The following is a 13620-nucleotide window of genomic DNA, read 5'->3' as shown; positions in this document are numbered from 1 at the left end:
CCTAGGCTGGAGGAATGGCGACCCCCGACTTCATCCTGCGACTGCGCGAGAAGATCGGGCACGAGCTGCTGTGGCTCACGGGCGTGACGGCCGTGGTCGTCAAGGACGACGCGGTGCTGCTCGTGGAGCGGGCCGACAACGGATGGGTCACGCCCGTCACGGGGATCATCGATCCCGGCGAGGAGCCCGCCGTCGCGGCCGTCCGCGAGACGCTCGAGGAGACCGGCGTCGAGGCGGAAGCCGAGGCGCTCGTGTGGGCGCACGTCCTGCCGCCCATGCGCTACCCGAACGGGGATCGCTCGCAGTACCTCGACCTCGTGTTCCGCTGCCGCTGGGTGTCGGGCGAGCCGCATCCCGCCGACGGCGAGAACGTCCGCGCCTGGTGGTGCCCGATCGATCGCCTGGACGACGAGCGGATCGGCGCCGACATGCGCGAGCGGATCCGCGTCGCCCTGGAGCACACCGGCAGCGCCCGCTTCGAGACGGGATCGGTGCCCGCGTGAGCGCGCACCACGCCCTCGATCACGCCGCCCGGGTGGTGACGGTGAGCGCCGTCGTGCTGCGGCACCCCGACACCGGCGACATCCTCGCGGTGCGCAAGCGCGGCACGACGACGTTCATGCAGCCGGGCGGCAAGCCGGAGCCGGGCGAGTCGGCGCTCGATGCCGCGGTCCGGGAGCTTCGCGAGGAGCTGCAGGTGGAGCTCGATCCCGAGCGGATGACGCTGCTCGGCACGTTCGAGGCGCCGGCGGCGAACGAGTCGGGGTGGACGGTGCGGGGCACGGTGTTCGTGCATCCGCCGATCGCGGAGATCCGGCCGGCCGCCGAGATCGAGGAGATCCGCTGGGTGCCCGAGACGGCCGAGCCGGCAGGAGACCTCGCTCCGCTGATGATGACGAGGATCCTGCCGGCCCTGCGCGAGGCGGGGCTGTAAGCCCCCGCCCCGCTGCCGCCGATCAGGCGAAGGCCTCCATGGGCGGGCACGCGCACACGAGGTTGCGGTCGCCGTACGCGCCGTCGATGCGGCGCACCGGCGGCCAGTACTTCGCGGTCGTGATGCCGGCCGGGAACACCGCCTCCTCGCGCGTGTAGGCGTGCGCCCAATCGCCCACGAGCGTCGCCGCGGTGTGCGGCGCGTTCACGAGCGGGTTGTCGTCGGCCGGCCACTCCCCCGCCGCGACGCGCTCGGCCTCGGCCTTGATCTGGATCATCGCGTCGATGAAGCGGTCCAGCTCGGCGCGGTCCTCCGACTCCGTCGGCTCGACCATGAGCGTGCCCGCCACGGGGAACGACATGGTCGGGGCATGGAAGCCGTAGTCGATCAGGCGCTTGGCGACGTCGTCGTTGGAGATGCCGGTCGCGGCCTTCAGGGGACGCAGATCGAGGATGCACTCGTGCGCGACCCGGCCCTCCGCGCCGGTGTACAGCACCGGATAGTGATCGGCCAGGCGCGCGGCGATGTAGTTCGCCCCGAGCACCGCGGCATCGGTCGCCTCGGTGAGCCCCTCGAGGCCCATCATGCGGATGTACGCCCACGAGATCGGCAGGATGCTCGCCGATCCGTACGGAGCGGCCGACACCGGGCCGATGCCCTCGGTCGGATCCTGCGCGAGCGGGTGGCTGGGCAGGAACGGCGCGAGGTGCGCCTTCGCCGCGACCGGCCCGACGCCCGGGCCACCGCCGCCGTGCGGGATGGCGAAGGTCTTGTGCAGGTTGAGGTGCGAGACGTCGCCGCCCAGGTCGCCGAAGCGCGCGTGGCCGAGGAGCGCGTTGAGGTTGGCGCCGTCGATGTACACCTGGCCGCCGGCCTCGTGCACCGCGGCGGTGATGTCGAGCACGTCGGCCTCGTACACGCCGTGCGTGGACGGGTAGGTGATCATCAGCGCGGCGAGGGTGTCGGCGTGCTCGGCGATCTTCGCGCGCAGGTCGGCGAGGTCGACGTTGCCGAGCTCGTCGCAGGCGACGACGACCACGCGCATGCCGGCCAGTACCGCCGAGGCGGCGTTCGTGCCGTGCGCGGAGGACGGGATGAGGCACACGTCGCGGTGCTCGTCGCCGCGCGAGCGGTGGTAGCCGCGGATCGCGAGCAGGCCCGCGAGCTCGCCCTGCGATCCCGCATTCGGCTGCAGCGAGACGGCGTCGTAGCCCGTGAGGTCGGCCAGCCACCCCTCGAGCTGATGGATGAGCTCGAGGGAGCCGGCGACGTCCTCGCGCGGCGCGAACGGGTGCACCCGCGAGAACTCCGGCCACGACACGGCCATCATCGCCGTCGCGGCGTTGAGCTTCATCGTGCAGGAGCCGAGCGGGATCATGCCGCGGTCGAGGGCGTAGTCGCTGTCGGCGAGGCGCTTGAGGTACCGCATCATCGCCGTCTCGGAGTGGTGCGTGCGAAAGACCGGGTGCGTGAGGATCTCGTCCCGGCGGAACAGCTCGCGCGGGATGCCGGAGTCGCGCATGCCGACGATCGCGACGCGCGAGCCGTCCTTCGCCGCGCCGAGCGGGCGCCCGAACGGCGCGTCCGCGGCGACGCCGAACGCCTCCCGAACGGCGGCAACGTCGGCATCCGTCGTGGCCTCGCCGACCGAGATTCCCACGGTGTCGTCGTCGACGAGGTGCAGCAGCACGCCGCGCTCGCGCGCGTTCGCGACGATCTCCGCCGCACGACCGGGCACGCGGGCGCGGATCGTGTCGAAGAACTGCTCGTGCAGGATCTCGACGCCGCCCGAGGCGAGCTGCTGCTTCAGCACACTGGTGCGCATCGCGATGCCCGACGCGATCGAGCGCAGCCCGTCCGGACCGTGGTAGACGGCGTACATCGCCGCCATCACGGCCAGGAGCACCTGCGCGGTGCAGATGTTGCTCGTCGCCTTCTCGCGGCGGATGTGCTGCTCGCGGGTCTGCAGCGCGAGGCGGTAGGCCGGGGCGCCGTCGGCGTCGACCGAGACGCCGACGAGTCGGCCGGGCAACTGGCGCTCGAGGCCCTGGCGCACGGCCATGTAGCCGGCGTGCGGGCCGCCGAACCCGAGCGGCACGCCGAAGCGCTGCGTCGAGCCCACGACGATGTCGGCGCCCATCGATCCGGGCGAGGCGAGGACCACGAGCGCCATGATGTCCGCGGCGACGACGGCCTGGCCGCCCGCCACGTGCACGGCGTCGATGACGGCGGACGGATCCCACACCCGACCCGAGGCGCCCGGGTACTGGATCAGCGCGCCGAACAGCTCGGCCGGCAGGGTCTCGCCGCCGGCGAGGTCGACCTCGACGAGCTCGATGCCCACCGCCTCGGCCCGGACGGCCAGCACGGCCTTGGTCTGAGGCAGCGCATCCGCGTCGACGGCGAACACGTTCGATCCGCCGCGCACCGCGCGACGCGCGAGCAGCATGCCCTCGGCGACCGCCGTGGACTCGTCGAGCATCGACGCGTTCGCCACGGGGAGGCCGGCGAGCTCGCCCACCATGGTCTGGAAATTCAGCAGCGCCTCGAGACGTCCCTGCGAGATCTCCGGCTGGTACGGCGTGTAGGCGGTGTACCAGGACGGGTTCTCGAACACGTTGCGCTGGATCACGCTGGGCGTGATCGTGTCGCTGTAGCCGAGGCCGATCATGGGCGAGAGCACGCGGTTCTTCGCGGCGAGGGCGCGCAGCTCGGCCAGCGCCTCCGCCTCGCTCACCCCGCGGACGGGGATCGCGCCGGAGGTCGCGCCGTCGGCGCGGATGGCGGCCGGGATCGCCTGGGCGACGAGCGGATCGGTGAGCTCGCGGGTCTCGGCGATCTCCTCGCGGACGCTCAGCCCGAGGGCCTCCACCATCGCGCGGCGGTCGGCCTGGGACGCCCCGATGTGGCGGCGGGCGTAGTCGCTCACGCCTCGCCACCCGTCAGCGCAACGTAGGCGGCGCGATCCATGAGGCCGGTCAGGGGCTGGCCCGACAGCTGGACGCGCACGAGCCAGCCCTGGCCGAACGGGTCCTGGTTCACGAGCGACGGGTCGGCGTCGACCTCGCCGTTGAGGGCGATGACCTCGCCGTCGACCGGCGAGTACAGCTCGGAGACCGACTTGGTCGACTCGATCTCGCCCATCACCTGGCCGGCGGTGACGGTGGCGTTGTCGGCGGGCAGGTCGACGTAGACGACGTCGCCCAGCTGCTCGGCGGCGTAGTCGGTGATGCCGATCGTCGCGACGTCGCCGTCGAGGGCGACCCACTCGTGCTCGGCGGTGTACTTGAGGGCGTTGAGGTCGGTCATTTCTTCCTCCGGTAGAAGGGCAGGGCGGTGACGGCAGCGGGGATGCGCGTGCCGCGGACGTCGATGGTCAGGTCGGGTGAGGCGGCAACGTCCGGGCGGACGTACGCGAGGGCGATGGGGTGGGCGAGCGTCGGGCTGAGCGCGCCGCTCGTGACCTCGCCGACCTTCTCGTCGCCGAGGTGGACGGCGTAGCCCTCGCGGCCCGCGCGGCGCCCCTCGAGGGTGAGGCCGACGAGGACGGGCGCGTCGGGGCGGGGCTCCTTCGCGGCCTCGCCGACGAAGCCCGTCTTGTCGGCGGGGATCACGCGGCCGAGCCCGGCCTGCGCCGGCAGGATCGATCGGGACAGCTCGTGGCCGTACAGCGGCATGCCCGCCTCCAGGCGCAGCGTGTCGCGCGCGGCGAGGCCGGCGGGCACGAGGCCGTGCGGCTCGCCGGCGGCCAGGAGCGCGCGCCAGAGGGCGGCGGCGCGGTCGACGGGGATCATCAGCTCGAAGCCGTCCTCGCCGGTGTAGCCCGTGCGGGCGATCAGCAGCGGTGCGTCGTCGAAGCGCGCGCTCGCCCAGGCGTAGTACCCCTGCTCGGCCCAGGGCGTGTCGAGCTCGGTGATGCCGGGCGTCGCCTCAAGGATCGCCTGGGCCGCGGGGCCCTGCACGGCGATGAGGGCATGGGCGTCCGAGACGTCCTCGACGGTGACGGCCTGCGGCATGCCGGCGATGAAACCGAATGGGGCTGCGTCTGCAGGCCTCGACTCGCTGCGCTCGCTCGACCCGTCTCCGCTCCGCGGCTGCGCCGCACCGGTCGACGAGCCCGGGTCGCCGCCGTCGAGCGACGGGAAGGCTCCGCCGGGGCTCGAGCGGAGCGCCGCGGCGCGCTCCTCGAGCGCCGCCGCCACGACCTCGCGGTTGCCGGCGTTGGCGACGACGAGGAAGCGATCGTCGGCGAGGCGGTAGACGATGAGGTCGTCGATGATGCCGCCGTCCTCGGCGAGGATCATCGTGTACTTGGCCTTGCCCACGGCGAGCGCCGACAGTCGGCCCGCGAGCGCGTGGTCGAGGAAGGCCCCGGCCCGGTCACCCGTGACGAGGATCTCGCCCATGTGGGAGATGTCGAACAAGCCGGCGGCCTGACGGACGGCGTGATGCTCGGCGAGGTCGGATCCGTAGCGGACCGGCATCATCCAGCCGCCGAAATCCGTGAAGCTCGCGCCGAGCGCCTCGTGCTCGGCGCGCAGCGGGGTGTCGCGCGGGGCGACGGGCGGTGACTCCATACAGGGCTCCCTGAGTCCGGCACGCGCCGAGTGGCGCCGTGCGAACTCCCCCTCTGTCATCGGCCTGAGAGTTTCGACGGGCAGCCCGTCTTTCACCGTCGGCGGGAGCGTCGGCTCCGCTTTTCAGAGTGGCCCGGCCTGCGCGGTACGCGTACCTGAGAGATTGGCGGGGAGGCTTGCTCCTTCGGTGCCCGATCGCGTGCCGATCGAGGCTCTCCCGCACAGGTCGTGGGGCCCGTATTCGATTGTCTCCGGCGAGCCGGCCCTCACAGGATACCCGGCGGCTGTTTCCGCCATGTGTCAGCGGCGCGCCGTCACACGCGGTCACACGATTCGTCGGTTCGGCGGTGCGGCGGAGATGATCGATGGGTCGATACCACCGGAGGAGCGGCACTCCCCCGGCGGGATGTGCCCCGATCCAGAAGCAGGCACATGATCACCATCTCCCATCTCATCAAGAGCTACGGCGACACCCGCGCGCTCGACGATGTGTCGCTGACCGTGGAACGCGGCGAGATCTACGGCGTGGTCGGCACGTCGGGCGCCGGCAAGTCCACGCTCATCCGCACGGTCAACGGACTGGAGACGCCCGACTCCGGCACCGTCGAGGTCGACGGCACGGTGATCACGGGGCTCACCGGCGGCGCGCTGCGCGCGGCCCGCCACCGGATCGGCATGATCTTCCAGCACTTCAACCTGCTCTCGCGCCGCACGGTCGCCGGCAACGTCTCGCTCGCGCTGGAGGCACAGGGCCTGCCCCGCGCCGCCCGCAAGGCGCGCGTGGCCGAGATCCTCGACCTCGTGGGCCTCGCCGACCGCGCCGGCCACTACCCCGCGCAGCTGTCGGGCGGGCAGAAGCAGCGGGTGGGGATCGCCCGTGCGCTGGCGACGAACCCGTCGGTGCTGCTGAGCGACGAGGCCACGAGCGCGCTCGACCCCGAGACGACCGCGAGCATCCTGCAGCTGCTGGCGCGCCTGAACCGCGAGCTGGGGCTGACGATCCTGCTCATCACGCACGAGATGGACGTCGTCAAGCAGATCTGCACCTCCGCGGCGCTCATGCAGCGCGGCCGGATCGTCGAGGCGGGCCGCCTGCGCGAGCTGCTGCTCACCCCGGGATCGGTCATCGCGCGCCAGCTCTTCCCGCTCGGCGAGGCGCCCGTCACCCCGGGCGCCACGGTGCTCGACCTCACGTTCACCGAGCTCACCGCCCACGACCCGGTCATCGCCCGGCTGGCGCGCGAGCAGGGCCTCGACATCGGCCTGCTGGGCGCGGCGATCGAGACGATCGACGGCGTGCAGTCGGGCCGCACGCGCCTGGAGCTGCCCGCCGGCGCCGACGTCACGCGCGCGATCGCGTCGCTGCGGGAACAGGGCATCGTCGTCGAGGAGGTGGCCGCGTGATCGATGTGACCTCGCCGGACTTCTGGCCCACGCTGCTGGCCAACCTGTGGAAGGCCACGCTCGAGACGCTCTACATGGTCGGGGCGACCATGGTGATCACCTTCGTGGTCGGTCTCGTCCTCGGCGTGCTGCTCGTGTCCACCGACCGCGGCGGCGTGCTCGAGAAGCCCTTCGGCAGCCGCGCGCTCGGACGGACGATCAACGTGGTGCTGTCGATCGTCGTGAACATCACCCGCTCGGTGCCGTTCCTCATCCTCATGATCGCGCTGATCCCGTTCACGTACCTGCTGCTGGGCACGTCGTTCGGATCGAGCGCCGCCATCGTGCCGCTGTCGATCTCGGCGATCCCGTTCTTCGCCCGCCTGGCGGAGATCGCGCTGCGCGAGGTGCCCGACGGCCGGATCGAGGCCGCGGAGGCGCTCGGCTCGACGCGCTGGCAGATCCTCACCAAGGTGCTCGTGCCGGAGTCGCTGCCGGCCATGATCCGCGGCTTCGCGACCACGGTCGTCTCGATCATCAACTTCTCGGCCATCGCCGGCACGATCGGCGCCGGCGGGCTCGGCGACCTCGCCGTCCGCTACGGCCACCAGCGCTACAGCACCGAGTACATCCTCTGCGTCGTCGTCGTGCTCGTCGTGCTCGTGCAGGGCCTGCAGACGTTCGGCGAGTGGCTCGCCAAGCGCCTCGACCACGAGCGCTCCGCCGGGCGCGCCGCCGCCACCGCGACCGCCGCCACCGGCTCCTGATCCCCCTCCACCGAAAGGCACAGCACATGTCTCGTTTCACCCGCACCACCGCCGCCCTCGCCGGCGCCGCCGCCCTCGCACTCGGCCTCACGGCCTGCGGCGCCTCGGCAGGCGACACGTCCTCCGAGGGCGAGGGCCTCGGCACGATCTCGGTCGGTGCGACCGCCGTCCCCGCCGGCGAGCTGCTGCAGTTCGTCGCCGACGAGCTCGCACCCGCCGAGGGCCTCACGATCGAGATCCAGGAGTACAGCGACTACAACACGCCCAACCCGGCGCTGGCGCAGGGCGCCAACGACGCCAACCTGTTCCAGCACGGGCCGTTCCTCGACCTGTACCTGCAGGACTCGGGCGAGGACCTCGTCGAGGTCGGCCCGGTGTACCTGCCGCCGCTGGCACTGTACTCGGAGACCTACGAGTCGCTCGAGGACCTCCCCGACGGCGCCACGATCGCGCTGCCGAACGACGCCTCCAACGAGGGCCGCGCGCTCCTGCTGCTCGCCAGCGCCGGGCTGATCGAGACGACGGACGCGCCGACCACCGTCAGCGACATCACGGCGAACCCGCACGACTTCGAGTTCAGCGAGATCGACGCCGCCACGCTGCCCGCCGCGCTGCAGCAGATGGACGCCGCGATCGTGAACTTCAACTTCGCCTCGGCCGCCGGCATCTCCAGCGACCTGCAGCTGCTGAGCGAGGGCCAGGACAGCGAGTACTTCAACATCCTCGCCACCCGCGCCGAGCTGGCCGACGACCCGCGGATCGAGAAGCTCTACGAGCTGCTCACCTCGGACGAGACGAAGGCGTGGATCGAGGAGACCTACGACGGCCTCGTGATCCCCGCGGAGTGACCTCGACGCCCGAGGGCGACGGCGGTGCGGATACGCTCGCTCCTGTGAGTGAGGACGGGATCCGCGCCGCCGTTCCCGTCGTCACGGTGATCGTGGCCGGCTGGAACATCGCCGGCTATGCGACCGAGGCCCTGGAGTCGCTGCGCGGGCAGACGCGCACGGACTGGCGGGCGATCCTCGTCGACGACGGATCGGATGACGCCACGGGTGCCGTCTTCGACGGCTTCGCCTCGATGGACCCGCGCTTCACCGTGATCCATCACCCGGATCGCCTCGGGCTGGGTGCGGCGCGCAACAGCGGCCTGGAGCTCGCCGGCACGCCCTACGTCGGGTTCCTCGACGCCGACGACGTGATGGAGCCCGACGCGCTCGCGCGGCTCGTCGGCGCGCTGGAGCGCAGCGGCAGCGACATCGCCGTCGGCGCGTACCGCCGCCTGCGGCCGTCCGGATCGGGCTACGCACCGTCCGACGTGCAGCCCTGGGTGGCGGCGTCCACGGCGCCCTCGCGCATCGGCGTGACGCTCGCCGAGCACCCCGAGGTCGTCAACAACATCGTCGCCTGGTCGAAGGTGAGCCGCGCGGAGCTGTGGCGCGAGCTGCGCTTCCCCGCGGGGCTCTACGAGGACCAGCTCATCGCGCAGGAGCTGTACACGCGGGCGCGCCGCATCGACACCATCGCGGAGCCCGTGGTGCAGTGGCGCGTGCGCGCCGACGGCTCGTCGATCACACAGGGCGAGGGGCGCATCGAGGTGCTGCGGGCCGTGCTGGCCGCCATGCGCGCCGGGCTCGAGGTGCTGCGCCGCTCCGCGCCCGAGGCCGCCGTGCTCGCCCGGGCCCGGACGATCCTCGCGATGGACGTGCCGCGCCTGCACGCGCAGGCGTCCACGCCGGAGTACCCCCGCCAGCTCGAAGCCTTCCGCGCGGAGATCGCCGCCCTGGCCGGATGATCAGGCGCGCACGAGGGTGATGTTGGGGTGCTCGGCGATGACCTCGAGCACCCGGTCGAGGTAGGTGCGCCCGCGCCCCGCCTCCAGCTCCGCCAGCTCGGCCGAGAACCGCGCCGCGTCGAACAGCTCGGGCCGGGCGAGCTTCGCCCGGAGCCAGTCGCGCGTCGCCGCCACGCCGAGGGCGGCCTCGCTCGCCGCGAAGTCGCGCCATCGCAGCGTCACCGGCTCGCGGCCCTCGATGGCGCCGTAGCCGCCGGAGAGCGCGTCGTTCAGCGCGTCGAGGCTCTCCCCCAGCCGCCAGTCCACGCCCGGCATGAGGGCCCGGTCGAGCTCGGCGTACAGCGAGGCGATGTCGCGCACCGCCGATCCGTCGATCTCGATCACCCGCGCCGGCGTCACGGCTCCGGCACCTCGCCGGTGACCGGGTCGGCGACCGGCAGCGCGAGCGCGCCGGTGGCCGGCGGCACGACGTCGGCCGTCGCGGCCGCGCGCTCCTCCTCCGGCGCGCGATCCGCGCGGCGCCGCGCGAGGTCGGGCGGCGGCAGCTCCCCGGCGACGGCCTCCTCGGTCTCGAGCACGCGCGTCGAGGCGAGCTGCTCGGCGGCGAGCTCGGCGTACAGGCCGCCGCGCGCGATCAGCTCGGAGTGGGTGCCGGACTCGACGATCCGCCCCGCCTCGACCACGTGGATCACGTCGGCGTCGATCACCGTCGAGAGTCGATGCGCGATCGAGAGCGTGGTGCGGCCTCGGGCCGCGGCCTCGAGCGCCTCCTGCACGATGCGCTCCGAGACGGTGTCGAGCGCGCTCGTGGCCTCGTCCAGCAGCAGCACCGGCGGGTCCTTGAGCAGCACGCGCGCGATGGCGATGCGCTGCTTCTCGCCGCCGGAGAGCCGGTAGCCGCGCTCGCCCACGACGGTGTCGTAGCCCTGCTCGAACCCCGCGATGATGTGGTGGATGTTGGCCTGCCGGCACGCCTCCTCGATCTCGGCGTCCGTCGCGTCGGGCTTGGCGTAGCGGAGGTTCTCGCGGATGGTCGCGTGGAACAGATACGTCTCCTGCGACACGATGCCCACGTGGTCGATGATCGACTCGTGCCGCAGCGCGCGCACGTCGGCGCCGGCGAACAGCACCTGCCCGGAGGAGGCCTCGTACAGGCGCGGGGTCAGGTACAGCACGGTGGTCTTTCCGGCCCCGCTCGGGCCGACGAAGGCGACCTGCTGCCCGGGTTCGGCCACGAACGTGACCCCGTCCAGCGTGGGGCGCGAGTCGGGCGAGGCATCGGGGTAGCGGAAGGTGACGTCGCGGAACTCGATCCGCCCGAGCGGCCCCGGGCCGTCCTCGACGTCGATCGCGTCGGGCGCGTCGGTGATCGCGGGCGTGAGGTCGAGGTACTCGAAGATGCGGGCGAACAGCGCGGCCGAGGTCTGCACCTCCAGCGCCACCCGCATGAGGCTCGTCAGGGGCTGCAGCAACCGCGCCTGCACCGTGGTGAACGCGACGATCGCGCCGGCCGTGATCGCGCCCGGGTCGCCGACCATGATGAACCCGGCCACGAGGTAGATGACGGCGGGCACCGACGCCATCAGCACGTGGACGACGGCGAAGAAGCCCTGGCCGCTCATGGCCTGGCGCACCTGCAGCCGGATCTGGTTGGCGTTCTCGTCGGCGTAGCGGCGCGACTCGGCCCGCTGCCGGTTGAACGACTTCGACAGCAGGATGCCCGACACGCTCAGCGTCTCCTGCGTGATCGCCGTCAGCTCCGACAGCGACTGCTGCGTCTCCGACGCGATCCGCGCGCGCACCTGCCCCACGCGCCGCTGCACGATGACGAGGGGCGGCATGATCACGATCGCGATGAGCGTGAGGCGCCAGTCGATGAGGATCATCGCCACGAGCGAGGCGATCACCGTCACCGTGTTGCCGAGGATGCTCGTCACGGTGCTCGTGAGCACGCCGGAAACGCCGCCGACGTCGTTCTGCAGCCGCGACTGGATGACGCCCGTCTTGGTGCGGGTGAAGAAGCCCAGCTCCATCGCCTGGAGGTGCTCGAACATCTTCACGCGCAGGTCGCCCGTGACGCGGTTGCCGACGTTCGAGGTGAACCACGTCTGGATCACCCCGACGATCGCGCTCAGCACGTACAGGCCGATGATGACGGCTACGAGCGTGCCCAGCAGACGCATCTGCACGCCGCCCTCGGGCGGGAACAGCGCCTCGTCGAAGACGCGCTCGATCACGAGCGGGGGCACGACGCCGAGGGCGGCGCCGATGACGACCAACAGCGCCGTGACGGCGATCTTTCCCACGTACGGGCGGAACAGCGCCGCGACGCGCCGCCCGAGATCGGGCACCGCGGGGGCCTCGGCGTTCTGCCGACGCAGGGCGTCCTCGTCCACCCCGCGCAGGCCGCCCGGGCGACCGCCCATTCCCCGTCCCATGCTCATGAGGCCAGACTATTGCCGGGGCCCGACATGATCGGCCGGGTGAACAGCAGGTTGAATATCGCGGATCCGGGAATGCGTCGTCGGAGGCCGCGGTTAGTCTGAACCGTCGCGCGCATCGGCGTGCCGCGGACGGCTCTCGTCCGCCACCGCATAACGCGGTCTCCCTCTCCCCTTCTGCTCCGAGGAGTCATATGTCGACCACCGAAACCGGATCCATCCCCGCCGTGGCTGCCGAGAACGCGGCCCCGCAGCGGGCGGACGGCATCGATCCGCGCGGGATGCGGGTGATCTGGCTCCTGCTCGTCGCCGCGTTCGTCGCGATCCTCAACGAGACGACGATGGGCATCGCGATCCCGCACCTCAACACCGACCTCGGCCTGCCGCCGGAGCTCGGCCAGTGGATGACGAGCGCCTTCATGCTCACCATGGCGGTGGTCATCCCGACCACCGGCTTCATGCTCGTGCGCTTCACCACGCGCCAGGTGTTCCTGGCCGCGATGATCTCGTTCACCCTGGGCACGCTCATCTGCCTCGTGGCGCCCGGCTTCACCATGCTGCTCGTGGGCCGCGTGGTGCAGGCGGCCGGCACCGGCGTGATGATGCCGCTGCTGATGACCACGATCATGAACGTGGTGCCGGCGCGCTCGCGCGGGCGCATGATGGGCCGCGTCGGCCTGGTCATCTCGCTCGCGCCGGCGATCGGCCCGACGCTCTCGGGCGCCGTGCTCGAGACCCTCAGCTGGCGGTGGCTGTTCGGCATCGTGCTGCCGATCGCGATCATCGCGCTGGCCGTGGGCGCCAAGTGGATGCTGAACCTCGGCGAGACCACCCACGCCCCCATCGACGTGCTCTCGATCGTGCTGTCGGCCCTGGCCTTCGGCGGCATCGTCTTCGGCCTGAGCCAGTTCGGCGGTCACGGCGAGGGCGCGGCCGGCTCGGCGGCGATGGGCTGGACGATCATGGCCGTCGGCGTCGTGGGGCTTGCGCTGTTCGTGTGGCGTCAGCTCGTGCTGCAGAAGAAGGACGACGCACTGCTGGACATGCGCGTGTTCCGCTCGGGCAACTTCGTGATCTCGGTCGTGATCATGGCCGTCGTGGCGTTCTCGATGTTCGGCACGTTCTCGCTCCTGCCGCTGTACCTGCAGGATGTCGTCGGCCTCGATTCGCTGCAGGCCGGCCTCGTGCTCCTGCCCGGCTCGCTGCTGATGGGCATCCTCGGTCCCGTGATGGGTCGCATCTACGACGCGCGCGGGCCCCGGACGCTACTGCTGCCGGGCACGATCCTCATCGCCGTGGCGATGTTCGTGTACGCCTCGCTCGGCGAGCACACCCCGCTGCCGCTGCTGATCGTCGTGCAGACGGGCATGTCGCTGGGCCTGGCCGCCTCGTTCACGCCGCTGTTCTCGGCGTCGCTCGGCTCGCTCGAGCGCCGCTTCTACTCGCACGGCTCGGCGGCGCTGAACACGCTGCAGCAGGTGGCCGGCGCCACCGGCACGGCGCTGCTCATCGCGATCTACTCCTCGGCGCTGCACGCCGGCGAGCAGCAGGGCCTCTCGGCCGCGGTCGCGGGCCTGCCGGGCGCGCGCTCGGCGTTCCTCATCGCCGCGATCATCGCGACGGCGACGGTGGTGCTGGCGCTCTTCGTGCGCAAGCCCGCCGACCAGGAGCCCGGCTTCCACGGCGGCCACTGATCCGACGCAACAACAGGGGCGCCGCACCG

12 protein-coding genes and 2 riboswitches are annotated in these 13620 nt (G+C 72.0%); of the genes, 7 read left to right on the top strand and 5 right to left on the bottom strand.

The genetic code is table 11. The annotated features are described in order from the left end of the window. Positions 1-14 precede the first annotated feature (14 nt). Positions 15-503: an NUDIX hydrolase gene (locus E3O41_RS05515; protein ID WP_067022651.1), complete on the top strand. Its 489-nt coding sequence runs from the start codon at positions 15-17 to the stop codon at positions 501-503. Then, positions 500-934 (top strand): NUDIX hydrolase, encoded by a 435-nt coding sequence (locus E3O41_RS05510; RefSeq protein ID WP_218939259.1) that lies wholly within the window; start codon positions 500-502, stop codon positions 932-934. Before E3O41_RS05515 ends, E3O41_RS05510 begins: the two co-directional genes overlap by 4 nt. Before the next feature lie 22 nt (positions 935-956). Here the strand turns inward: E3O41_RS05510 and gcvP are convergent, their stop codons facing one another. Genes gcvP through E3O41_RS05495 form a run of 3 tightly spaced genes read right to left on the bottom strand, consistent with a single transcriptional unit; the run spans position 957 to position 5511 of the window. After that, entirely contained in the window at positions 957-3809 is a 2853-nt protein-coding gene (gcvP, locus tag E3O41_RS05505) for an aminomethyl-transferring glycine dehydrogenase (protein ID WP_067024161.1), read from the bottom strand. 50 nt (positions 3810-3859) lie between these two features. Next, the gene (gene gcvH, locus E3O41_RS05500; protein ID WP_067022644.1) at positions 3860-4243 is read right to left on the bottom strand and encodes a glycine cleavage system protein GcvH; all 384 of its coding nucleotides are present in this window, start codon (positions 4241-4243) and stop codon (positions 3860-3862) included. Further along, on the bottom strand, positions 4240-5511 hold the full coding sequence (locus E3O41_RS05495) for a glycine cleavage system aminomethyltransferase GcvT (protein ID WP_067022642.1): 1272 nt from the start codon (positions 5509-5511) through the stop codon (positions 4240-4242). The genes gcvH and E3O41_RS05495 overlap by 4 nt, the downstream gene beginning before the upstream one ends. A gap of 46 nt (positions 5512-5557) precedes the next feature. After that, a riboswitch (glycine riboswitch) is annotated at positions 5558-5643 on the bottom strand. 1 nt (position 5644) lies between these two features. Further along, positions 5645-5741: riboswitch (glycine riboswitch) on the bottom strand. Positions 5742-5943: 202 nt separating this feature from the next. Between E3O41_RS05495 and E3O41_RS05490 the strand changes: the two genes are divergently transcribed. Genes E3O41_RS05490 through E3O41_RS05475 form a run of 4 tightly spaced genes read left to right on the top strand, consistent with a single transcriptional unit; the run spans position 5944 to position 9456 of the window. Beyond that, positions 5944-6915 (top strand): methionine ABC transporter ATP-binding protein, encoded by a 972-nt coding sequence (locus tag E3O41_RS05490; protein ID WP_067022639.1) that lies wholly within the window; start codon positions 5944-5946, stop codon positions 6913-6915. Further along, positions 6912-7661, top strand: a complete 750-nt coding sequence (locus tag E3O41_RS05485) for a methionine ABC transporter permease (protein ID WP_067022636.1) — start codon at positions 6912-6914, stop codon at positions 7659-7661. The genes E3O41_RS05490 and E3O41_RS05485 overlap by 4 nt, the downstream gene beginning before the upstream one ends. 26 nt (positions 7662-7687) lie before the next feature. Further along, a complete protein-coding gene (locus tag E3O41_RS05480; RefSeq protein ID WP_067022634.1) occupies positions 7688-8509 on the top strand; it encodes a MetQ/NlpA family ABC transporter substrate-binding protein in 822 nt (273 codons plus the stop codon). Positions 8510-8553: 44 nt separating this feature from the next. After that, positions 8554-9456 carry a glycosyltransferase family 2 protein gene (locus E3O41_RS05475; protein ID WP_240482216.1) on the top strand — a complete coding sequence of 301 codons (903 nt, stop codon included), beginning with the start codon at positions 8554-8556 and terminating at the stop codon, positions 9454-9456. Here the strand turns inward: E3O41_RS05475 and E3O41_RS05470 are convergent, their stop codons facing one another. Beyond that, positions 9457-9855 (bottom strand): barstar family protein, encoded by a 399-nt coding sequence (locus E3O41_RS05470; RefSeq protein WP_067022631.1) that lies wholly within the window; start codon positions 9853-9855, stop codon positions 9457-9459. Next, positions 9852-11894, bottom strand: a complete 2043-nt coding sequence (locus E3O41_RS05465; protein ID WP_067024155.1) for an ABC transporter ATP-binding protein — start codon at positions 11892-11894, stop codon at positions 9852-9854. Before E3O41_RS05465 ends, E3O41_RS05470 begins: the two co-directional genes overlap by 4 nt. 197 nt (positions 11895-12091) lie before the next feature. Here E3O41_RS05465 and E3O41_RS05460 point away from each other — a divergent pair, with 197 nt between their 5' ends. Beyond that, positions 12092-13591, top strand: a complete 1500-nt coding sequence (locus E3O41_RS05460; RefSeq protein WP_067022629.1) for a DHA2 family efflux MFS transporter permease subunit — start codon at positions 12092-12094, stop codon at positions 13589-13591. Positions 13592-13620 lie beyond the last annotated feature (29 nt).

This window comes from Microbacterium sediminis, from assembly GCF_004564075.1.
In the GTDB taxonomy this organism is placed as follows: domain Bacteria; phylum Actinomycetota; class Actinomycetes; order Actinomycetales; family Microbacteriaceae; genus Microbacterium; species Microbacterium sediminis.
Note: the sequence above shows the minus strand (reverse complement) of the source record. Positions and strands in the feature narration are given on the sequence as shown.